Raw genomic sequence first — 22,430 nt, 5'->3', positions numbered from 1 at the left:
CAGGCGCCTGGAGTCTCGCAGAATCTTTTTTGAGGGGTGAAGCCCTGCCGAACGTACTGTTCGGCAATGATGTTTCTCGAACGGGAGGACATCCATAGGGGAATGTATTGCAAGACCATGGTCACGATCGAACGGGCAATACCGCAGGCTCCATAACGCTGCTGGGCGGCATCGCCATGGGCACCGGCGTTATGATCGGTGCAGGCATCTTCGCACTCACCGGGCAGATCGCCGAACTTGCTGGCCCCCTCTTTCCGCTATCCTTTATCGCCGGGGCGCTGGTCACTTCATTGTCGGCCTACAGCTACATCAAGATGTCGAACAAATGGCCCTCATCGGGCGGCATCGCGATGATTTTGCAAAAAGCATACGGGCCCGGCGTCATCGCCGCATCAGCCTCGCTGCTGATGGCGCTGTCTATGGTCATCAACGAAAGTCTCGTGGCAAGGACCTTCGCAACATATGCGCTGCGTCCGTTCGATCTCGAGAGCAGCGGATGGCTCGTTTCTCTGGCAGCGCTCGCTCTCATTATCTTTGCCTATTTCGTCAATGCAGCGGGCAACAAGTCGGTTAGCGGGTTTTCACTTATCATGTCGGCGATCAAGATCGGCGGCATTGCGCTATTTGCAGTAGCTGCGATCTGGGTGAGCGGTTTTTCATCAGGAGCATTCTCGCAGCCTGTAGCGCTGACCAACGCAGAAGCCCTGGTCGCCTCGGTTGCCTTTTCGATTCTCGCTTTCAAGGGCTTTACCACGATCACCAATAGTGGCGGCGAAATCGTCGATCCGCACAAGAATGTAGGCCGCACGATCATGATCTCGATTGGCATCTGCATCGTGGTCTATCTGCTCGTCGCTGTTGCGGTGGGCTCAAGCCTCAGCATCTCCGAGATTATCGAAGCACGCGATTATTCACTGGCGGCCGCCGCGCGCCCGGCGCTTGGCGATCTGGGTTTTTATTTCACCGTCGCGATCGCGATCGCCGCGACCACGTCAGGCGTCATCGCGAGTGTTTTTGCGGTGTCGCGGATGCTGACGATGCTGACCGATATGAAGATGATCCCGCATAGCCATTTCGGCATGAGCGGCGGGATCCGCAGCCACATGCTGGTCTACACTGTGGTCGTTGCCGGAACGCTGGCCGTATTGTTCGATCTTTCCCGTATCGCATCGCTGGGTGCCTTCTTCTATCTCGTCATGGACATGCTGGTTCACTGGGGCGTCCTGCGCCACCTGCGCGGGGAAGTCGGCGCGCGCGCCTCGGTGCTTCTCGCTGCACTCGCAGCCGATGGCGTAGTCCTGGCAGCTTTCACTGTCGCGAAATTGCGCAGCGATCCTGCCGTCGTGGCCTACGCCGTGATCGGGATCGCCGCCGTTTTTCTTGGCCAATGGTTCTACCTCTCGCGCAATCCCGGCGCACCAGCATCGCCCGAGAACGATGGAACGGAAGAGGCGAGTTGACCATGCACTTCCTTTCCAGGTGGGAAGCTCTCGAGGCGGGCTCCACTGCACAACCGTGCCCGGCTTGCGCATTGCCCAGTAGCGCCATCACGAAAAACAAACGGAGCGAATTATGACGACCCGAACAGCGACGGTTTACCGCATGGTGATGGAGGATCACGTTTGCCCCTATGGTCTCAAGACGATCGATCTCCTCAAGCGACAGGGATTCGAGATCGACGACAATCACCTGACAAGCAGGGAAGAGACCGACGCGTTTAAAGACAAGCACGAGGTCGAGACCACGCCCCAAACCTTTATCGAAGACAGGCGCATCGGTGGCTATGACGATGTGCGCGAATTCTTCGGCAAAAGCCGCTCGCAGCCCAAGGAGGGCGAAACCAGTTATCAGCCCGTCATCGCGATTTTCGCGGTAGCTCTGCTGCTCGCGCTCGGGCTGAGCTGGGCGTTCTTCGACAACCTCTTTACCGTGCGCGCGGCAGAATGGTTCGTGAGCCTGTCGATGACCTTGCTGGCTGTCCAGAAGCTGCAAGACGTGCGCAGCTTCTCGACCATGTTCCTGAACTACGATCTGCTGGCCAAACGCTGGGTCCCCTATGGCTTCGTATATCCGTTCGGTGAAGCCGCCGCGGGTATTCTCATGACCGCTGGCGCGCTGACCTGGCTTTCTGCTCCCCTCGCACTGTTTATCGGGACTATCGGCGCTGTCAGCGTATTCAAGGCGGTCTATATCGATAAGCGCGAGCTGAAATGTGCATGCGTTGGTGGCTCCAGCAACGTGCCGCTTGGGTTCGTCTCATTGACCGAGAACCTGTTCATGATGGGCATGGGTCTGTGGATGGGCGCGAAGCTCTTCCTATGATCATTGCGCTCATTCTTGCCGTCGCTCTGTTCCTCCTGGCTGTCGCCTCACACCTCGCGATCCTTGGTGTCGGCCACCGCCTCCTCGGCCGCAGGCGAGACTCGCTGGCCAAGCTTGGCGTCTCGCTGCTCGTCCTCAGTTCGCATTTTCTGGTCGCAATCCTGTTCGCGGTCGGTTTCTGGCTGGGCGGGGAATGGAACCTTGGAGGGTTCGACAAGGCCCCGGCGATGGACTGGATGGACTACTTCTATTTCTCGCTCATCAATGTGACGACACTTGGTCTGGGCGACATCTATCCGACCGACCACCTGAGGGTGCTCGCCGGCGTCGAAGCCCTGACAGGCTTCGCACTCATAAGCTGCTCGGCGCAGCTACTCTGGACCATGATGCATGAAGGAGAAAAAGCATGACTGAGAAGACGAGCCACTCGGACAAGGGAGGGGGAGGGAGCTACTGGCGGTTCATGGCCATGGTCTCGACCTCGACCGTTATCATGTTCTTCCTGATGTATGCCAATACCTTCACCGTTGACGACGTCTTCTGGAGCGAAACACGCTTCTGGATGATGTTTGTCATGGGCGCGATGATGCTGGTGGTCATGCTGCTCTTCATGTGGGGCATGTACAAGGACCGAACCAAGAACTTCATCATTCTTGGCGTTGGGGCTGTCGTGTTTGCCCTCGCTCTGTGGCTGGTGCGCAGTCAGACCACCGTCGACGATACCGAATACATGGCCGCGATGATCCCGCACCACTCGATCGCCATCATGACCAGTGAACGCGCAAGCCTGAAGGATCCAAGAGTGCGCGAACTCGCACAGGCTATCATCGTCGCCCAGCGCCGCGAAATCGCCGAGATGAAATATCTGATCGACGACATCGAGCAGAACGGGCCGCGAACCGAAGAACGCCTGCCAGAGGAGATGCAGCAATGAAAAATTTCGCGCTTATAGCGGCCATCGCATTGCCGCTCGCCGCCTGCAATTCCAACACCGCCCCGGGCAATGACCGCGAGGCCCAGTTAGATCCACCCGCAACTGCCGCCCCCATTGAGGATGCCGCCAGTGCACTGGCAAATGTCAGCCCCGGCCTGATGCTTCCCGAAACGATGAATAGCGCAGATATCGCTGCGCTGGGTGCGGAAAAATCCTGTCAATTCCGGCTGACCGAAATTGCCTTCCCGTCCTTCGTCTATGACGATAGCGGACAGGGCGTCATCAAGATCAACGGCACCCTCATTCCGGTCACTGCCGATGGCCCGGACAGCTATTCGAACGGCGAGCTTCGCATCAGGACGCGCATGCTGGATGATGAAGGCGATGCAGGCCTGCAAATGCAGGAGATGATCGTGGTTGCGCCAAGAGCCAAGGATGAATTCGGCTTCTGGGGCTATACCACCTGTCCCAGCGGCGGAGCCTGATTAAAACAGGGCGCACGGGCGAGCGATCCCTCGCCCGTGCGCCCGCTCAAGCTGGTTTTTCTTCTAGACATCATTTTGAGAAGGAGCGATCCCATGCCCGATACCAGGCCGATTGCCGTCTTCGGTGCCGGCGGGAAAACAGGCAGTGAGCTTTTGAAGCATGCCTTTGACCGCGACGTACCGATCCGCGCCTTTGAACACAATCTGCCCGAGCCGAGCGAGCGTATAGGCGAGTTCGAATATATCGAATCCGATGTTCTGTCGGATGATTTCGCACACCAACTCGACGGTTGCCGTGCCGTCATTTCGACCCTCGGTGTCGGGTTTGGTCCCAGCAATGCCATCGATCCGCCACCGCTTTATACCGAAGGAACACGAAATCTGCTCGAAGCGATAAAGCAAACCGACATAGACCGAATAACCGTGATCTCCGCGGCCTTCGTCGAACACCAGTCGAGCGTTCCAGGCTGGTTTGAGCTGACGGCCAAGCCTGCACTGTTCAACATCCTCGAACAGATGCGTGCGATGGAAGCGATGCTAAGTGACGTACCGGGCGTCAGGTGGACCGCTGTGCGGCCGGGCTGGTTGCTTGACGAACCCTATACCGGCGAATCCGTGATTACCGACGAACGGTTGGCAGATGGGTGCTTTCGATGCCGTCACGCGGATCTGGCAGCGAGCCTTCTCGAGTTCGTGCTCGAAGACACCTGGATCAACGCAAAGCCTGCCATCGGTCGGCCCGAAAACGAGAGCTTGGAGAGCCCTGCCGCCATCAAAGCCGAGCTGGGGATCGATTAAGCCTGGTACCAACGATTGAGGCGAATCGGACTGAACATCACAAATTTCGAGTAGGACACAAGGAAGCCGTATGTATTTCGAGACGATCAAGACCCCGGGTCTTTCGCAACTTTCCTACATTATCGGTGCCGGCGGGCAGGCTGCGGTCATAGATCCGCGCCGCGACTGCGAAATCTATGTCGACAAGGCCCGCGCCGAGGGACTGGAGATTACACATATCTTCGAAACCCATCGCAACGAGGACCTGGTCAGCGGCTCGCCGATCCTTTCCGAAATGACCGGCGCGAGGGTCTATCACGGGCCCAATTCAGCAGGCGAAGTCGTGTTTGCCGAGACTGCGCGCGAAGGCGATTGCTTTGAACTGGGACAACTGAGAATCGAAGTGCTTGAAACGCCCGGTCACACTGACGACCATCTCGCCTTCGTTATCCATGACAGCGAATATTCCGAAGGACCGGTTGGCGTCTTCACAGGCGATGCGCTGTTTGTCGGCGATGTCGGGCGAACCGATTTCTATCCCGAACGCAAGGAGGAAGTTGCCGGGCTGCTATACGATTCCCTGCAAAAGATTTGCCGTCTCGGAGACCAGGCAATCATTTACCCGGCGCATGGCGCGGGTTCGGTCTGCGGATCGGGTATGGCGGACCGGGAATTCTCCACGGTCGGCCATGAACGCCGCAATAATTCGCGCCTGCGTATCTCTGATCGCGACGAATTCATTCAGGCGAAAATAGCAGAGCACCATTACCAGCCGCCCTATTTCCGGTTAATGGAGCGGCTCAATCTGGAAGGCGCAGATGCTGCTCCGCGCATCATGCGCCCCCGCCGGATGGGGCTACAGCAAATTGCCAAGAGCGGCGCTGACCACCTGATCGACGTTCGTGAACCGCTTGGCTATGCCGGCGGCCACCTGCCGGGCGCGATGTGCCTTCCGGTGGGAATGATCCCGGCTTTCGCAGGGTGGTTCATCACCGAGGGCGAGACGATAGCGCTGGTCGCCTCCGAAGAAGACCAGCTTGCCAATGCGATGGCGCATCTGGTGCGCATCGGTTTTGACAACATCATTGGTGGTTACGTGGGCGTCGTTCCTGCAGCTGCACAGGGCGCGGCGATGCGCAGCGTTCCCATGATCAACACCGATGAAGTCGCGCAAAGACTCGACCAGAACGGCGGCCAATGGACCTTGCTCGATGTGCGTGATCTCGAGGAGCGCCAGCAAACCAGTATCGATGGCTCAGAACATATCTACGTCGGCGAGCTGAATACCCGCTGGAAAGAGCTAAAGCAGGATCATCACTACACGCTGATGTGCGCGAGCGGAATGCGCGCGAGCGTTGCTGCGGGCTGGCTGGCCAGCAAGGGTTTCGAGCACCTCGACATCTATCTTGGTTCCATGGGGGCGTGGAAGAACGCGTCCGGCTGAAGCGCGTAGCTTGAAGCGCGAAACTCTTGCAAAGCACGTCAAAATCTTTTGCGAGATTTTGCTCGTATGTGGCGGGTCAGCGTGCTCGTCGCTCAACTAGCGGCGCGACCGAGCGCCGTATCCATTGAATGACTTCCTGGTCCGCGAACGAAGACAAATGCCAGCGCCCCCAGGATAGCGATATTCTTGAGTAGAGGGCCTGTGTGGCCAGGGGCGATATGGATCGCGAAAGTTATCGGAACGAGAGTGAGAAATAGCGCGGTGCATGAGAGCCGAGTCATCCACCCCAAGGCCAGCGATGTGCCTGCACCGATGAACACCAAGCCAGACAGCCACAAAAGGATGGACGCATCACCAATTAAAACAACATGATCTTTCCATGGCGACAATGCCATCCGGTCGAGCATATATTCATGCGCAAGAAAATGCCCCACTCCGCCGATGATGAATATGAGGCTCAAAGAGAGGCGGAAGACCGGATCGATCAATCGCACTTTTGTGGCCCATGTCGCTAGGTTGTTTTCGACATTCCGGATCATAATGTACCCTCCACCCTCAGGTTGATGCATCGACGGCAAACTTACTGGGTGCGTGGACCTGTTTCTTCGGGCGGTGTTTGCGGTTCACCCAAAACGTTGACCGGCAGTTTCAGATAGATCGTGCCGTTTTCTTCTGCGCCAGGCATGTTCCCACCACGAATGTTGATCTGGATTGATGGCAGGATGAGACGTGGCATACCCAGCTGTTCGTCGCGCTCCTCTCGCATGGCCACAAATGCATCCTCGCCGATCCCGGCGTGGACATGGATGTTGCTGTGCTTTTGGTCTTGTACCGTAGTTTCCCACCGATGCTCCGAGCGGCCTTCCGGTAGGTAGTCGTGACACATAAACAGCCGCGTCTCGCCTGGTAGCTCGAAGATCCGGCGAATAGAGCGATAGAGCGTACGTGCATCGCCGCCGGGAAAGTCGGCGCGCGCCGTGCCGTAATCGGGCATGAACAGCGTATCGCCGACAAAGGCGGCATCGCCGATAACATAAGTCATGCACGCGGGCGTATGTCCCGGCGTATGGAGTGCCCGAGCCGATATGGTGCCCAGGTCGAAGCTGTCATTATCGGCAAACAAATGGTCGAACTGGCGCCCATCGCGCGGCAGGTCCACCCCGGCATTGAAGATCGGACCGAAGGTATTCTGCGTGACGGTGATCTGGCTGCCGATAGCGAGTCTGCCGCCTAGCGCGCTGCGAATGTAAGGTGCGGCGGACAGGTGATCGGCATGGACATGGGTTTCCAGTATCCACTCACATTTGAAACCCTTCTCCCGGACGAAATCGATCACCTTATCGGCGGACTTTGTCGCGGTTCGTGCCGCTGCGGCATCGAAATCGAGCACCGGATCGATCACCGCGCACACCTTGGCCGCGGGATCGGACACGACATAGGTCACCGTATTGGTATTTGTGTCGAAAAATGCCTCTACGTCAGGTTTCATCGAAAGCTCTTTTTGTATGCAGGTTGAAGGCGGGTCGGAGTGATCAGTCCTGCGCTCGGTCGACGTAATTACGGACAAAATCTTCCAGCGCCGGTTCATCGCAAACGAAGCCCATATCCGCCGCTTGCTGCAGCGCCGCGTCGCCGCCCATTCCCTGTTGCGCCGCCAGATGCATCATTGTGAAGGCCCCTGCGCGCTTGCCCGAAGCGCAATGGACCAGCACCGGCTTCGGGAGCGCTTCGACGCTGGCCCTGAATTCATCGACGAGTTCATCCGACATGGCGCCGCCCGCCACCGGCAGGTGACGATATTCGAGGCCAAGCGATGCCACAACTTCACCTTCCCGGTCCGGGGCGATTGGCTGATCCGCCTCATCCTGGCAGCGCAGGTTGACGACGGCTTTGTAACCATCCTCCGCCAAGGCGCGCAGGTCGCCCTCGGAAGGCGGAGCAGCCGAGACAGCGAAACTGTCGTTGAGGGTCTTGATGTGGGTCATAAGGAATATCCTGAATCTGGCTCAAAGCTCCCGGCCCGCAATAGCGCGGGGGCAGATTACGATTGACTTTATATGCACACCTTCGCATATATGCAAGTATGCAAGCCGAAGATATTCGCAAACAAGCCGAAAAGGCGGTGACCCTGCTCAAGGCATTGGGCAGCCACAACCGCCTGATGATCGCCTGCCAGCTTGTGGAGGGCGAGCGCAGCGTGGGCGAGCTGGCCAATTTGCTGGAGATCGGTGAAACCGTCGTCTCGCAGCATCTTTCGCTGATGCGCAAGGACGGTTTGGTCGCAGCGCGGCGAGACGGTCGCTCAATCCACTATTCCCTGTCCGGCGATGCGACACGGCGTGTGCTGGAAACGCTTTACGCCATCTATTGCAGTCCGGACGGCGAAGCCGGCAGCAGGCCCGGCGAGACAAGTTAATGACGGCTGCGCCCGCCTGATGGATATCGGTCTTGTTCAGGCGTCATTGTCGCTAGCCTCAGGGCTCCTCGTGGGGTTCTCGCTGGGTTTGATCGGCGGCGGGGGATCGATCCTCGCCGTGCCGCTATTGATCTATGTTGTCGGCGTTCGCGACACACATGTCGCAATCGCCACATCCGCTGCCGCCGTGGCCGCGAGCGCCTTGGCCAACCTGCTGTTACATGCCCGTGGCGGCAGTGTGAAATGGCGTTGCGCAAGTCTTTTCGCGGCATTCGGTATTATCGGTGCAGCGGCGGGATCGACTATGGGGAAGATGACACAGGGCGATCTCCTGCTGGGCCTGTTCGGCTTGGTGATGATCATTGTCGGCCTGTCGATGATACGCGAAAAATCGGGTGGGTCCGACCCGGATGTCCGCCTTACCGCAGCGACCGCATTGCGGTTGACCCCGCGGCTGGCGGCCGGTGGGTTTGTTGTCGGCGCACTGTCCGGCTTTTTCGGTATCGGCGGCGGGTTCCTGGTGGTGCCGGGCCTGGTTGCCGCGACGGCCATGCCGATCCTCAATGCGATCGGCTCTTCGCTAGTCTCCGTAACCGCTTTCGGCGCCACCACGGCCGCCAATTACGCATTGGACGGGCTGATCAATTGGCCGATCGCCGGGTTCTTCATTGGCGGAGGCGCGATGGGGGGCTGGCTGGGAACCCGGGCCTCGCACAGCCTCGCGGCGCGCAAGCGGACGCTAACATACATTTTCTCTGCAGTCGTGATCCTTGTCGGTGTGTTCGTCACCGGCGAATGGGTAACGACGGCTTTGTTGTGATCGCCGCCATTCGGCGTCATGTGTCCAGGCGCAGGCTCCGCAGCCGCAGCGCATTCGCGATCACCGATACAGAAGAGAGGCTCATGGCCGCCGCCGCGATCATGGGACTCAGCAGCAATCCGAAGAACGGAAACAGCACGCCTGCGGCGACCGGAATGCCAAGCGTGTTATAACCAAACGCGAAGAACAGGTTCTGCCGGATGTTGCGCATCGTTGAGCGCGACAGCACGATGGCCTGGACTACCCCTGTCAAATCACCGCGCACCAGAGTCACGCCTGCGCTCTCAATCGCCACATCGGTGCCGGTACCCATGGCGATTCCGACATCTGCAGCGGCCAGCGCGGGGGCATCGTTGATGCCGTCTCCGGCCATACCGACGCGGCGGCCTTGTGCCTTCAGCTCCTCAATCTTGCTGTGCTTGTCTTCCGGAGAGACATTGGCATGCACCTCGTCGATCCCCATTTCGCGCGCCACCGCTTCGGCTGTGCCACGGCTATCGCCGGTGAGCATCACCACCCGGATGTCGCGCGAATGGAGCGCCGCAATCGCCGCAGCGCTGGTCGGCTTGATCGGATCGGCTACCGCAATGAGACCTGCCGGACGGCCATCGAACGCGACGAACATAACTGTCTGGCCCTGCTTGCGACCGCCCTCCGCCGAGCCAAGCCAGACGTCATCGTCGATACCGACACGTCGCATCATCTTCTCATTGCCGATAGCAACGCGGCGGTCCTGCACGCTGGCCTCGACACCTTCGCCGGTGGTCGAGGCGAGGTCTGTGGCCTCGGCCGGCGATACGCCGCGCGCTTTTGCGCCTTCGACGATCGCATGGGCCAGCGGATGCTCGCTTCCCATCTCGACACCCGCGACCGCGGCCAGGAATTCGGTTTCGTCAATTCCGTTTGCAGGTGTCACTGCCACCAGGTCGGGTTTGCCCATCGTCAGCGTGCCTGTCTTGTCGACCACCAGCGTATCGATCTTCTCCAATGTTTCGAGCGCCTCGGCGTTACGGATCAGAATGCCATGCTGCGCGCCCTTGCCGGTACCGGTCATGATCGACATCGGCGTGGCAAGCCCAAGCGCGCACGGACAGGCGATGATCAAGACCGCGATGGCATTGACCAGCGCATAGGCCAGCGCGGGCGCGGGGCCCCAGATAGCCCAGACTATGAACGTGACGATGGCGATCACCACCACGGCGGGCACGAACCAGCCCGCCACCTGATCCGCCAAGCGCTGGATCGGTGCGCGGCTGCGCTGCGCTTCGGCTACCATCTGGACGATCTTGGACAGCATCGTGTCCTTGCCTACACCGGTGGCGCGCATGACAAAGCCGCCGGTCTGATTGACTGTCCCGCCTATAACTGTGTCGCCGGTTTTCTTGGCGACGGGCAGCGGTTCACCACTGATCATGGATTCATCGATTGCGCTCGAACCCTCCTCAATCTCGCCATCGACGGGCACTTTGTCGCCGGGACGGACGCGCAGACGATCACCGGTGGCCAGCTGATCGAGCGGCACCTCGCGCTCGTCGCCGGACCCGAAGATTTTGACCGCGCTTGGCGGAGCCAGTTCGAGCAGCGCGCGCAATGCGCTGGAGGTCGAGCCCCTTGCCTTGAGCTCGAGGACCTGCCCCAACAAGACCAAAGTCGTGATGACAGCTGCGGCCTCAAAGTAGACCCCGACCCGCCCCGAATGGTCATGAAACGCGGGAGGAAAAATATGCGGTGCAATTGTGGCCACCACGCTGAAAATGTAGGCGATCGCCACGCCGAACCCGATCAGCGTGAACATGTTGAGATTGCGCGTCTTCAGCGACTCGACGGCGCGGGTGAAAAACGGCCAGGCTCCCCACAGAACGACGGGGGTAGCGAGAGCGAACTGCGCCCATTGCGCATAGGCAGATTCGATAAGCTGGTCGAAACTGATCCAGGGAACCATGTCGCCCATTGCATAGACGAACAATGGCAGCGTCAGGAGCGCGCTCCACCAGAACCGGCGACGCATATCGATCAGTTCGGGATCGGGTCCATCGTCGAGCGAGACCATCTCCGGTTCGAGCGCCATTCCGCAAATCGGGCACGAACCGGGGCCGGGCTGCCGGATTTCAGGGTGCATTGGGCAAGTATAAATCGTCCCCTCAGGCACCTCTTCGACCGCATTGAGGTGCGCGCCCGACAGGTAGAGTTCGGGATCAGCAAGGAACTTGTCGTGGCAGCGCGAAGAACAGAAATAGTGCTCGGCGCCTTCATACGGCGCAATGTGCTTCGCGCCGTCGATCGCAACGCTCATGCCGCATACCGGGTCGATGGCAGTGCCCTCGATTACGCTTTCATCCTTGCTCACAACATTTCCTTCCTAGCTGTTCACGACGACGAATTGCCCCATCATACCTGCATCCTCGTGCTCGAGGATGTGGCAATGGTACATGTAGGGCAGGTCCGGGTCGGTGTTTTCCTCGAAGCGGACCAGTACGCGCACCTGTTCGCGCGGGTTCACCACCACGGTGTCCTTGTATCCCGTTTCCAGCGGCGGCGGCGCGCGGCCATTGCGCTCGATCACGCGAAACTGCGTATTATGGATATGGAAGGGGTGCGCCATCATCGAAGCGTTGGCGATCTCCCATATTTCCCATTGTCCGACCGGCACGCGTTCGTTGATGACATCCATGTCCATCGCCGCGCCATTGATCGACATTCCCCCGCCCATCATACCCATATCGATCACAAACCGGCGGGTTCGCACGGCGAGCGATGGATCGGGCACACCAAGCGGAGCAAGTTCGGCCGGCAGCCTGACAGACCGAGCCGTATCTGCGGGCCTGATGTCGAGAATGCGAAATACCCCGTCGGAAGGATCACCGTCATTTCCACGACCCATCATCCCGCCGCCCATCATGCCGCGACCCTGTCCGCCCATCATGCCCATCATGTTGTCCGGGCTGCTGGCGATAAGGCGCAGCGGGCGCCCTTCGGCGAGATCAAGGATGATCTGCGCCCGCTCCCCCGGCGCAAGCCTGAGCGACCGGACAGAATGGGGGCGATCAAGCAAGCCGCCATCGCTCGCAATAAGCTGCATCGGCCCACCGCCCTCAAGCGAGAAATCATAGAACCGTGCGTTTGATCCGTTGAGAAGGCGCAGACGAAGCTGTCCGGTCGCTGCGTCAAAGACAGCGTCTTCGGTGCCGTTGACGTAAATCCGGTTGCCACGAACGCCCATCATGCGCGCTTGCATTCCGCTTGGGCAAATCAGTTGACCGGACCCATCGATTATCCGGTCCTGTACGATCAGCGGAATGTCGTCGACGCCATATTCGCTCGGCAAACCGAGGCGCTCTTCTTGATCGTCACGGACATAGATCGGCGCGGCAAGTCCGGCATAAACCTGCGACCCGGCTCTGCGGTGCAGATGCGAATGATACCAGTAGAGCGAGGCGCGCTGGCGCACTTCGAAAGACGGGCTCCACCTCTCGCCCGGGCGGATCAGTTGATGCGGTCCGCCATCGGCAGAGGCGGGGAGTTCGAACCCGTGCCAATGGACCGTGGCGCCTTCGCCCAGATTATTGTCGATGTGAAAACGCACGCGCTCGCCGCGGCGCATTTCGAGTGTCGGCCCGAGATAGGGTGCGTCAATGCCGATCGTGGGTGAGGCGACGCCAGCCACGAATTCCTTCTGGCCCGAGGTCAAGGAGAGGCGAAAAACACGCTCGCCCTGTTCGATCCGGCCCGCCTGGAGCGGAGGTATGGCGAGCGCGTTGGAACCGCCAGTGCTGCCCTGCAAGAGCTTGTTGGATGCCTCGCACGCTGTAAGCGGCATGACCGCAAATCCCGCTGCGGCCAGACCCGCGTGCTTCAGCAATGCACGACGCTCGATGGGGAATGCCTGGCCTTTGCGGTTCATGATAGCGTTGCTCCTCGAGGGCGACACCGGATTTTTCCGATGCCGCCCCATCGTTTCACTGCTTCGTGATCGACGTGATCACACTGCCTTCAGAACCAGTACGAAACTCGAAGGAAATTCCCTCACCGACGCTGACATCACTACGCAGTTGCTCGTCTGCCTCGAACGCCATTGTCATTGCCGGCCAGTCAATTGCGGGGACCGGGCCATGCTCGACCGTGATCGTGCCAGCTTCGCCATCGATTGCGGTGACGGTTCCCTCAGCGCTGGCGGTCTGCATCATGTCACCGGGGTCCATTGCCGGCATATCCTGATCATCCATCATCATGCCATCTTCAGCCATCGGCATATCGTTCATCTCATCCATATCCTGGCCGGAATCACAGGCTGCCAGCGCCAGCGGGGCGGCCAGCAGGGTCAAGAGGGTTGTGGTACGCATTCTTCTTCTCCTTCGGAGTGGTTTGGCCGATCTGGCCGGGGACGCCGCAACAACAGATATGCGGCAGGAAGTACGAACATGGACAAAAGCGGGGCTGTGATCATTCCGCCGATCATCGGCGCGACGATCCGGCTCATCACTTCGGAGCCTGCCCCAGTGCCGATCAGGATCGGGAACAGGCCGGCCAAGAGAACCGCTACGGTCATTGCCTTGGGGCGGACCCGCAGCAAGGCACCTTCGCGGATGGCGGCAGAGACTTCCTCTGCATCTGCATCCTCATCGCGCCGCTCCAGCGCAGCTTTCAGATAGATCAGCATGATGACACCGAACTCCGCAGACACACCGGCCAGCGCAATAAAGCCGACAGCCGTCGCGACGGACTGGTTGTACCCCATCAGGTAAAGCAGCCAGAAGCCGCCGGTCAGCGCGAATGGCAGCGTGCCCATGATGAGCAGCGCCTCGTCGAAACGGCGGAAGATCAGATAGAGCAGCAGGAATATGATCGCCAGCGTCGCCGGGACGACAATCTGAAGGCGCTCATAGGCACGTGTGAGATATTCGAATTGTCCGGCATAGGACAGGCTGACACCCGCTGGCAGATCAACCTCTGCGGCGATGACCTCCTGCAAATCACTAACCACCGAGGTAAGATCGCGTCCGCGCACATCGATGTAGACATAGCTTGTGGGTCGGCCCTGCTCGCTCTTAAGCATGGGCGGGCCGCTGGTCACGCTGACAGCAGCCACGGTGCCGAGTGTGATCTGCTGACCCGACGGAGTAAGGACCGGCAGGTTACGCAGCTCGTCCACGCTGTCACGAATTTCGCGCGGATACCGCACGTTGATTGGATATCGTGCCAGCCCCTCCACGCTGCGGGCCACGTTTGCACCGCCGATTGCGCCAGATACGATCTGCTGGACGTCGGCGATGTTGAGGCCGTAGCGGGCTGCTTCCAGCCGGTCGATATCGACATCGACATAGCGGCCTCCCGATAGCCTTTCGGCCAGCGCGGAGCTGACGCCCGGAACGTTCTTGGCGGCTTGCTCGACCTGGAGCGCCACACGTTCCAGTTCGCCCAGGTCTTCTCCGGAAACCTTGATCCCTATCGGACTCTTGATCCCTGTAGCGAGCATGTCGATCCGGTTGCGAATAGGCGGGACCCAGACGTTGGCGAGGCCGGGAACCTGCACGGCGCGATCCAGTTCCTCGACCAGCATGTCGGGCGTCATGCCCTCGCGCCATTCCTCGCGCGGTTTGAAGCGGATGGTTGTCTCGAACATGGTGAGCGGGGCGGGGTCGGTGGCGGTGTCGGCACGGCCGGCCTTGCCGAACACGGTTTCGACTTCCGGTACGGTCATGATCAGCCGGTCGGTGCGCTGCAGCAGTGCCGACGCCTCGCCGGGGGACAATCCGGGCAGGGCGCTGGGCATATAGAGCAAGTCGCCTTCATCGAGCGGTGGGAGAAACTCACCGCCGAGCCGGGAGAAGGGAACAAGCGTCGTCAAGAAGATCAGACCGGCGATGGCCAGCGTGGTCTTGGGGCGGCGCATAACCCAGTCGAGGCCGGGTCGGTAAGCGCGCGTCAGCACGCGGTTGACCGGATTGCTGTCCTCTGCAGGGATCTTTCCCCGGATCAGCCAGCCCATCAGCACTGGAACCAGAGTGATTGAAAGGATCGCAGCAGCGGCCATGGCATAGGTCTTGGTGAAAGCGAGCGGCGCGAAGAGCCGTGCCTCCTGCGCCTGCAAGGTAAACACCGGCAGGAACGACAGGGTGATGATCAGCAGGCTGAAGAACAACGCCGGGCCGACTTCCTTCGAGGCATCGGCGACGATACGCCATCGCTCGTTGACGGACAGAACCGCATCGGGATTTTCCTCGGTCCAGCGTTCGATGTGCTTATGGGCATTCTCGATCATGACCACCGCCGCATCGACCATCGCCCCGATCGCGATGGCTATTCCGCCCAGCGACATGATATTGGCGTTCACTCCCTGGAAGCGCATTACGAGGAAGGCCGCGAGCACACCCATTGGCAGCGTCACGACCGCGACCAGAGCCGAGCGCGCATGCCACAGGAACAGGAGGCACACCAAGGCTACGACGATAAATTCCTCGATCAGCTTGGTAGTCAGGTTTTCGACCGATGCGTCGATCAGTTGCGAACGGTCATAGGTGGTGACAATCTCCACCCCTTCAGGGAGGCTCGCCTGCAATTGTTCGAGCTTCGCTTCCACTGCCGTAATCGCGCTGCGCGCATCGGCTCCCTGCCGCAGGATCACGATACCGCCTGCAACCTCGCCTTCACCGTTCAGCTCTGCGATGCCGCGCCGCAGCTCCGGGCCGATCTGGACATTCGCGACATCGCCGAGCGTCACCGGCACGCCGCCCGCTTCGGCGCGCAGCGGTATGCTGCGAAAATCCTCCAGCGTTCCGAGATAACCCGATGCGCGGACCATATACTCCGCTTCGCCCATCTCGACGATAGAGCCGCCGGTTTCCTGATTGCCCGCCTGAACTGCCCTGACAACCTGCGCATGCGTCACACCCAGTGAGGCCATACGATACGGGTCGAGAACGATCTGGTATTGCTTGACCATTCCGCCAACGCTCGCGACTTCGGCGATCCCGGGTATGGTCTGCAACTCGTAGCGCAGGAACCAGTCCTGCAAGCTGCGCAGCCCGGCAAGGTCGTGTCCGCCGCTACGGTCCACCAGTGCATATTCGTAGATCCAGCCGACCCCGGTGGCATCGGGGCCGAGCGTGCTCTCAACCCCTTCCGGCAGGCGATTCTGAACCTGGTTGAGATATTCGAGAACCCGCGAGCGCGCCCAGTAAAGATCGGTACCGTCTTCGAAGATGACATAGACATAGCTGTCGCCGAAGAAGGAATAGCCGCGCACTGTTTCGGCGCCGGGGACCGACAGCATGGTTGTGGCCATCGGGTAGGTCACCTGATCCTCGACAATTCGGGGAGCTTGTCCCGGATAGTTCGAGCGGATCACCACCTGTACGTCGGAGAGGTCCGGCAAGGCATCGACCGGCGTTGTTCGCACAGCCCAGAAACCGGCCAATGCCAGCCCGGTCGCCGCCAGCACCACGAAGAAGCGATTGGCAATCGAGCTATCGATAATGCGCGCAATCATTCGCCGGTCTTTCGGATCGAGACAATGCGGGGCCCAGTGCCGGCCTGCGCAAACGTGAAGGAAACCCGGTCACCGCGCGCGAAACCGCGCAGTTGCTCAGGCCCCTCGGTAGCGAAAGGCATGGTCATCGCTGGCCATTCGAGTGCAGGCACCGGGCCATGCCGCAGGGTCACACTGCTCGAGGTGATACGCTCAATTGTACCGGTTGCCCGATAGGTTTGCGGCTCGTCCGCCTCGCTTGACGTCTGGTCTCGGGTCGCCGCCGATGGAGCCTGATCGACAGGACGCACATCGATACCGGTAAGGCTGGCTTCGGAATCGAGCAGGAACTGGCCCGAAGTAACGACCTGCTCGCCCGCAGCAAGGCCGGCAAGCACTTCGGTGCGCCCGTTCGCTTCGCGACCGATGCGAATTTCTGCGGGGCGATAGCCGCCGCTTTCCTGTGCAATCATCACAAGAGTCCGCTCGCCAGTGCGAATGACCGCTTCCGAAGGGACCAGCAACGTCTCACGTCGCTCAGGTGCCAATGTGACTTGCGCGAACATGCCCGGTTTGAGCCGAAGCCCTGGATTGGGCATGGCGGCCCGCACGGTAATCGTCCGGCTGGCGTCCTGTGCGCTTGGAAGGATTGCAATGATCCGTCCTGCAAAACGCTCGCCGGGGAAAGCGGTGAGCGTCGCGCTCACGGGCTGCCCCACGCGGGCGCTGCCCGCCAAAGCCTCGGGCACTGCCGCCTCAAGCCAGATGGGACTGTACCCGCTGATTTCAGCGAGGGATTGGCCCATAGCCACGGTCATGCCCGGTCGCACGCCGAGCGAGGTGAGCGCACCCGACTGCGGGGCGGTCACGGTGAAAGTCGATTGCGGCCTTCCGCTGCGAGCGACTGAGGAGATGATCGATTCCGGCATGCCAAGCAGCCGCAAACGCTCGCGTGCAGCGCGGATGAGCGCTTCGTCTCCCGTTGCCGAAACGGCCAGATATTCGCCCTGTGCGCCGCCCCACTCGGGCACCAGAATGTCGGCGATCGGCGCGCCTCGGGCGATGAGGTCTTGGGGCGCATGGCCGTATGTACGCTGCACGTATCCGCCGGCGCGCGGCTGGACGATCGACATATCACTGCCATTATAGGCAAGAGTTCCAGTCACCCGCGTTTCGGGTTCAAGCACGCCAATCTCGGCCTCGGCAGTCCGAATACCGAAGTTCTGCACCAAGGCGGAATCAATGCTGACTGCCCCGGCGCCCTGCGCTGCGCCAGCAGCGCATTTGGGGACCAGCTGCATGTCCATGAACGGAGATTTGCCTGGCTCGTCGAAGCGCTGGTCGGGGACCATCGGATCGTACCAGTACAGCACTTCCTCGCATCCGGTGTCGGCACCGGGCTCTTCGCCGCTGCTATCCCCGCCGAGCATCGACAGGCCGAAACCCGCCGCCAGACTAACAATGGCGATGGCTGCGGCGGACGCATAAGTGCGCTGGCGCGGCGTAAAACGTTCGAAAGCGGCGTTCATGGCCTGTCCTCTCCGTAGGTAAGTCGCAGCGTGGCCGCAGCCTCGACCGCTGCCTGTTCGCGCCCGAGAATTTCCAGTTCGAGCAAAACGAGTGCTGCCTTGGCGGCGATTACGTCGACAAGATCGGCTCGTCCCGCAGCAAAACTGGCTGTCTCGAGATCAGCACGGTCACGCGCCAAAGGCAGAAGTTCGTCGCGCGCCCGCTCCCACTGCCGCGCCGCGCTGCGCCAGGAGGCGAGATCGGCTTCAAACCGGGCCCTGAGGGCGCGCAGCCGGTCTTCGCGCTCGGCAAGCGCTGCTGCAGCGTCGGCTTCGGCTGCCGCGATGCGCGGATTCTGTCGCCGGTCTGTAAAGATGGGCAAAGTGATCGAGCCCATGACCGACACCGCATCGCCAAAGTCGGGGTTGCGGCGGCCATAGGTGACGCTCACGCCGAAATCGGGTCGCTTCTCGGCACGGGCAAGATCAATCCCCGCCTCGGCGCGGCGGCTTTCAGCATCGGCCAGCAGAAGTTCGGGATTGCTTGTAAGTTCAAAGCGTAGCTGTTCGGGGTCTAGTGAAACAGATGGGGGTGCGCCCAGCGCAACAGGATTTTCAATTGGCATGTATCGCGAAATCTGTGCCTGCGCTGTTTCGCGCTCGGCTTCGATGGACGTAGCTGCATCCTCGATACCGAGCAGCTCACGCCGGATCGCCAGACTTTCCGCCGGGCGAGCCGATCCCGAAGCGACGGCACTGTTGGCGACCGGGACGAAGGCTCTGAGTTCGACCAGTGCTGCGCGAGCAAGGTCGAGCCGCGCTTGCGCATAGTGGAGCCTGACCCACGCCGTTCCGGCATCGGCGAGAACCTCGCGCTCGGCCATGCCAAGGCGCGCTTCGGCGAGGCGCACCTCCGAACTGGCAACGCCAAACCGCGCCCGGCGGCGGGCAAGATTTGGGATTTCCTGCTCGACGCCGATCGCGACTTGCGTGGGAAGTTGCTGATCAAGTTCGAACGCGGCGGATCCGGTCACAGGAAGGTTCATGATCCCTCCCCGAACGCGCGGATCAGGGAGCTCGTCCGCCGCTTCCGCTGCCTCGCGCCGCGATTGCACGCGCAATGCACCAGCCTCCAAAACAGGTTGTTCGCCACGCGCCGCGGCAAGTGCATCCTCGTATCCGACAGACTGCGCTTGTGCAGTCTGCGCGGCGAGCAGGGCCGCTAACGGCACCCAGCCAATTCGCCAATCCATAATTCTCACTCTTTCAAAGCAAGCTGACCGGGGGAGGCTTCGGCGCGCTCGGTCGATAGACCGAGCGCTGAGCCTCTTTATCCTTCAAGCTCGCAAACGGCGCAGCGCGCCGTCCGGGAAATGCTAGATAGTGAGTTGGTTTTGTGGAGGCGGGGATTCTGGTCTTGGTTGCTCTTTCTCGAGCCCGTCAGAAGTTGCGACGTGATACGAGAGAGCGAAATTGAGTGGCGCAGCACCCAACGAACCCATACCCGTGAGGGCTAGCGGTGGCATGCAATTCATCGCGACCAGACAGTCGATTGTCATGTCGGGACAACACCCCTCGCGATCAGAAGACGGGTCATCGGCATCCATGCTAAGCTCGGGTATGGCCTGCGCCATTTCGGCGCAATCCACCATTTCAGCGACAGCGTTTTGAGGAACAGCAGCCTGTGCCGCAACCTGCACAAACAGGCCTAAGCTAAAACAAATCAAAGTCAGGACGCGGATCAACTTCACCGTGACCGAATAGTCCGACACCCCTCGGAGTTCAAGTCAATCACCGTCTGCAAGGTTTGTATCCCGGAAATTCGTTGCACATTCCCCGGATGCCGGCTTTTGGTTTCACTGAAGCCCGAAGCGACACGGCATCATTGACAGCCGCGAGGAACATCACCTCAGGTCTCCCGTGGAGGTTAGAAGCTGACCCGAGCTCCGCTCACGAACCGACGGGGGACACCCGGCCGCAAACCGAATGGGCGCCGACTGACTGCGTACTGGTCATCGAAAAGGTTATCGACGCGCGCAAAGAGGGAGAACTTTTCCGTAAGCGCGTAGTTTCCCGCAAGATCAAAGATTATGCGGTCATCAACCCGATCATTTACAGCAATAGCGCCGCTTCCGGGATCATCGCGTAAATCGGAAACATAGCTAACGCCAAGGGTGGCGGTGGCGCGTCCGGCGTTTACGCCTGCCTCAAAATACACCTGATGCCGAGCTATATAGGGTAAATCGTCGCCTTCGATCACATCACCGAAAAATTCGCTGTCGAAACTGCTGTCGAATTCTGCGTCGGTGAATGTATAAGCGATAGACACGGGAAACGAGATTGTGTCGGAGGCGCGTGGCTCGGTCGCTATAGACAATTCCAGGCCCTGAACCGTTACCGCACCGCCATTGAATTGATCGCCGATATCTCCTGTAGTGCAGCCCACAGATTGGGTGCAGTTGCCAAGCAGATTGGAATAGTCGTTGTAGAAGCCGATGGCAGAAACCTGGATTTCGTCGGTCCGATAACGCACCCCCGCCTCGTAATTCCAGCTTTTCTCGGCGCGCGCGTCGGGGTTGCCCGGTCCGGGGGGGGAGAAGCCGCGCGACACTCCTGCCAGCAGGATTGCATCGCCCATTTCGTAAGTAACGCCCAGAGCAGGTAGCCACTGGTCGATATTGGTCCGGCGAACGCGGGTAGGACCGGTGGATCGATCCGGGTCCGATCGGGCGTAGTCCAATCGGGTCAAATCGATCCCTTCATACCTCAAGCCGGGTGTCAGCGTGAGCGCGCCAATCTCGATCCGGTCTTCTATGTAGAAGGCGATGGCCGTCGCTTTCGCCTCCCGGTTGGCCTGCTGGCCGATATCGGTCTGACGCTCAAAGACCAGCTCGCCACCGATCTGGGAGTAGAATTCCTCGTTTTGCAGCCGATCCTCCTCATCCTCGTGATAGCGGACCGACACCGCAAGATTGTGGCGTAATGCGCCAGTCCCGAACGGCCGTTCCAGTGAGATCTGAGCGCCTTCGCTGCGATAGACGCGATTGTTGTTGCGGATGCGGACTGCACCGCTCGCAGTGTCGGCTCCGCGCAGAATGCCGAGTGCCTCGGCATTGTCATCGGGGCTATCGAACACCGATTGAATCGAATCGAAGTTACCGTCTCCATCGAAGTCGATATCCTGAAGTTTTGACCAGCTGCGTCTGAAGTCATTGCGATACAGCGTGGCGGTTATTCTCGTTTCGTCGGCAAAAGATAGCGTGCCGATGACGCGATATTGGTCATGCTCTCCGGTGAACGCGTCGCGCTGGCTAGCGGCGTAGCGGCGATAGGGATCTGCCGCGAAGTCGGCATCGGCCAGCCCAAGATAGGTCTCATTGGCTTCAAGGTCCGATCGACCATAGACAAACTCCAGTCGCGCTTCGACAGGCGCGTCCGGTGCGGTGTGAACAGCAAAACGCCCACGGTAATCCTTTCGCTCGAAGCCAGTGTCCGCGTCTGGAAACCCATCAATCGTTTTGAAGCCGTCGCCGCCCTGCTGATAGGTTTCGATCAGCGCTCCGACATAGTCGGTGTCACCGCCGATCCAGGCCTGCCCCTGATAGTAGCCGCGCGAACCGTATTGGCCTGATGCGTAGCCTGCCAATTCTTCGGTCGGAATATCATTCGACCGGAGGTTGACCGCTCCGCCAATCGTACGGGGACCATAGCGAATGGCAGCAGCGCCTTTCGTAACCTCGACCGCTTGCATGCGTCCGATGGCCGGGAAATAGTAAGCGGCCGGAGCAGCATAGGGAGCAGGCGCAATCAGAACGCCGTCTTCCATCAGAGTAATATTGCTTGAGCGTTCGACCGGACTACCGCGCAGACCGATGTTCGGGAACAGGCCGAACCCATCTTCTTCCTGCGTATTAACGCCGGGAACCTGTCGCAGGACGCGGTTTACGTCACCGTGATCGAACCGGCGCAAATCCTCGGTGTCGATCAGATCGGCCGAGCCCGCGATGCGATAGGGATCAATACGGCCGCCGATCACGATGATTGATCCGCTCGTATTGTCTTCGCGGTCGTCCGCAATTTGCTCTGCTCCGCTCTCTTCGCTCTCAGGCCCGGTATGTTCCTGGGCCAACGCGGGGGTGGATAGGGCGATCGCCAAGGACGAGACGGCGGCACGATACATAAACACTTCCTGTTCTCCGGTTTGGAGATCGCTCCCTACCTTTGTTGCAAATGACTCGCAAGAGCAAAAAGGTCTTTTC

Annotated in this window: 20 protein-coding genes; 9 read left to right on the top strand and 11 right to left on the bottom strand. The window is 60.1% G+C overall.

Features of this window, described 5'->3' with window-relative positions; translation table 11 throughout:
* Positions 1-176: 176 nt before the first annotated feature.
* From ACSMXM_RS13730 to ACSMXM_RS13700, 7 genes are all read left to right on the top strand, one after another.
* Positions 177-1,460: an APC family permease gene (locus ACSMXM_RS13730; protein ID WP_460316914.1), complete on the top strand. Its 1,284-nt coding sequence runs from the start codon at positions 177-179 to the stop codon at positions 1,458-1,460.
* 112 nt (positions 1,461-1,572) lie between these two features.
* Positions 1,573-2,322, top strand: a complete 750-nt coding sequence (locus tag ACSMXM_RS13725; RefSeq protein ID WP_460316912.1) for a MauE/DoxX family redox-associated membrane protein — start codon at positions 1,573-1,575, stop codon at positions 2,320-2,322.
* Entirely contained in the window at positions 2,319-2,732 is a 414-nt protein-coding gene (locus ACSMXM_RS13720) for a potassium channel family protein (protein WP_460316910.1), read from the top strand. The genes ACSMXM_RS13725 and ACSMXM_RS13720 overlap by 4 nt, the downstream gene beginning before the upstream one ends.
* Positions 2,729-3,256 (top strand): DUF305 domain-containing protein, encoded by a 528-nt coding sequence (locus ACSMXM_RS13715; protein WP_460316909.1) that lies wholly within the window; start codon positions 2,729-2,731, stop codon positions 3,254-3,256. The genes ACSMXM_RS13720 and ACSMXM_RS13715 overlap by 4 nt, the downstream gene beginning before the upstream one ends.
* Positions 3,253-3,741 (top strand): DUF6692 family protein, encoded by a 489-nt coding sequence (locus tag ACSMXM_RS13710; protein WP_460316907.1) that lies wholly within the window; start codon positions 3,253-3,255, stop codon positions 3,739-3,741. Before ACSMXM_RS13715 ends, ACSMXM_RS13710 begins: the two co-directional genes overlap by 4 nt.
* A gap of 93 nt (positions 3,742-3,834) precedes the next feature.
* Positions 3,835-4,539, top strand: a complete 705-nt coding sequence (locus ACSMXM_RS13705) for an NAD(P)-dependent oxidoreductase (RefSeq protein ID WP_460316905.1) — start codon at positions 3,835-3,837, stop codon at positions 4,537-4,539.
* Positions 4,540-4,609: 70 nt separating this feature from the next.
* On the top strand, positions 4,610-5,962 hold the full coding sequence (locus tag ACSMXM_RS13700; RefSeq protein ID WP_460316903.1) for an MBL fold metallo-hydrolase: 1,353 nt from the start codon (positions 4,610-4,612) through the stop codon (positions 5,960-5,962).
* A 92-nt stretch (positions 5,963-6,054) separates the two neighbouring features.
* Here the strand turns inward: ACSMXM_RS13700 and ACSMXM_RS13695 are convergent, their stop codons facing one another.
* From ACSMXM_RS13695 to ACSMXM_RS13685, 3 genes are read right to left on the bottom strand one after another with little or no spacing between them, the layout of a single operon-like run.
* Positions 6,055-6,501, bottom strand: coding sequence for a DoxX family protein (locus tag ACSMXM_RS13695; RefSeq protein ID WP_460316901.1), 447 nt, complete (start codon positions 6,499-6,501; stop codon positions 6,055-6,057).
* Between the two features lie 41 nt (positions 6,502-6,542).
* Complete coding sequence (locus ACSMXM_RS13690; RefSeq protein ID WP_063505479.1) at positions 6,543-7,451, bottom strand: MBL fold metallo-hydrolase; 909 nt, start codon at positions 7,449-7,451, stop codon at positions 6,543-6,545.
* Between the two features lie 43 nt (positions 7,452-7,494).
* Complete coding sequence (locus ACSMXM_RS13685) at positions 7,495-7,947, bottom strand: protein tyrosine phosphatase family protein (protein ID WP_460316899.1); 453 nt, start codon at positions 7,945-7,947, stop codon at positions 7,495-7,497.
* 137 nt (positions 7,948-8,084) lie between these two features.
* On the opposite strand from ACSMXM_RS13685, the gene ACSMXM_RS13680 reads away from it, so the two are divergent.
* Positions 8,085-8,378 carry an ArsR/SmtB family transcription factor gene (locus ACSMXM_RS13680; RefSeq protein ID WP_460316897.1) on the top strand — a complete coding sequence of 98 codons (294 nt, stop codon included), beginning with the start codon at positions 8,085-8,087 and terminating at the stop codon, positions 8,376-8,378.
* A gap of 19 nt (positions 8,379-8,397) precedes the next feature.
* Positions 8,398-9,198 carry a TSUP family transporter gene (locus ACSMXM_RS13675; RefSeq protein ID WP_460316895.1) on the top strand — a complete coding sequence of 267 codons (801 nt, stop codon included), beginning with the start codon at positions 8,398-8,400 and terminating at the stop codon, positions 9,196-9,198.
* 16 nt (positions 9,199-9,214) lie between these two features.
* On the opposite strand, the gene ACSMXM_RS13670 is transcribed toward ACSMXM_RS13675, so the two are convergent.
* The 8 genes from ACSMXM_RS13670 to ACSMXM_RS13635 all read right to left on the bottom strand — a co-directional run bounded on the left by ACSMXM_RS13670 (position 9,215) and on the right by ACSMXM_RS13635 (position 22,351).
* Positions 9,215-11,545: a heavy metal translocating P-type ATPase gene (locus ACSMXM_RS13670; RefSeq protein WP_050600425.1), complete on the bottom strand. Its 2,331-nt coding sequence runs from the start codon at positions 11,543-11,545 to the stop codon at positions 9,215-9,217.
* Between the two features lie 12 nt (positions 11,546-11,557).
* On the bottom strand, positions 11,558-13,099 hold the full coding sequence (locus ACSMXM_RS13665) for a multicopper oxidase family protein (RefSeq protein WP_460316893.1): 1,542 nt from the start codon (positions 13,097-13,099) through the stop codon (positions 11,558-11,560).
* 55 nt (positions 13,100-13,154) lie between these two features.
* On the bottom strand, positions 13,155-13,538 hold the full coding sequence (locus ACSMXM_RS13660) for a copper-binding protein (protein WP_460316891.1): 384 nt from the start codon (positions 13,536-13,538) through the stop codon (positions 13,155-13,157).
* Positions 13,517-16,684: an efflux RND transporter permease subunit gene (locus ACSMXM_RS13655; RefSeq protein ID WP_460316889.1), complete on the bottom strand. Its 3,168-nt coding sequence runs from the start codon at positions 16,682-16,684 to the stop codon at positions 13,517-13,519. Before ACSMXM_RS13655 ends, ACSMXM_RS13660 begins: the two co-directional genes overlap by 22 nt.
* A complete protein-coding gene (locus ACSMXM_RS13650; protein WP_460316887.1) occupies positions 16,681-18,192 on the bottom strand; it encodes an efflux RND transporter periplasmic adaptor subunit in 1,512 nt (503 codons plus the stop codon). The genes ACSMXM_RS13655 and ACSMXM_RS13650 overlap by 4 nt, the downstream gene beginning before the upstream one ends.
* Positions 18,189-19,424 (bottom strand): TolC family protein, encoded by a 1,236-nt coding sequence (locus tag ACSMXM_RS13645; protein ID WP_103022929.1) that lies wholly within the window; start codon positions 19,422-19,424, stop codon positions 18,189-18,191. Before ACSMXM_RS13645 ends, ACSMXM_RS13650 begins: the two co-directional genes overlap by 4 nt.
* Positions 19,425-19,547: 123 nt before the next feature.
* Positions 19,548-19,943, bottom strand: a complete 396-nt coding sequence (locus ACSMXM_RS13640; protein ID WP_103022928.1) for a hypothetical protein — start codon at positions 19,941-19,943, stop codon at positions 19,548-19,550.
* Between the two features lie 155 nt (positions 19,944-20,098).
* Positions 20,099-22,351, bottom strand: a complete 2,253-nt coding sequence (locus ACSMXM_RS13635) for a TonB-dependent receptor family protein (RefSeq protein ID WP_103022927.1) — start codon at positions 22,349-22,351, stop codon at positions 20,099-20,101.
* Positions 22,352-22,430: the final 79 nt, after the last annotated feature.

The sequence above is a fragment of the Pacificimonas sp. ICDLI1SI03 genome (assembly GCF_054740865.1).
Note: the sequence above shows the minus strand (reverse complement) of the source record. Positions and strands in the feature narration are given on the sequence as shown.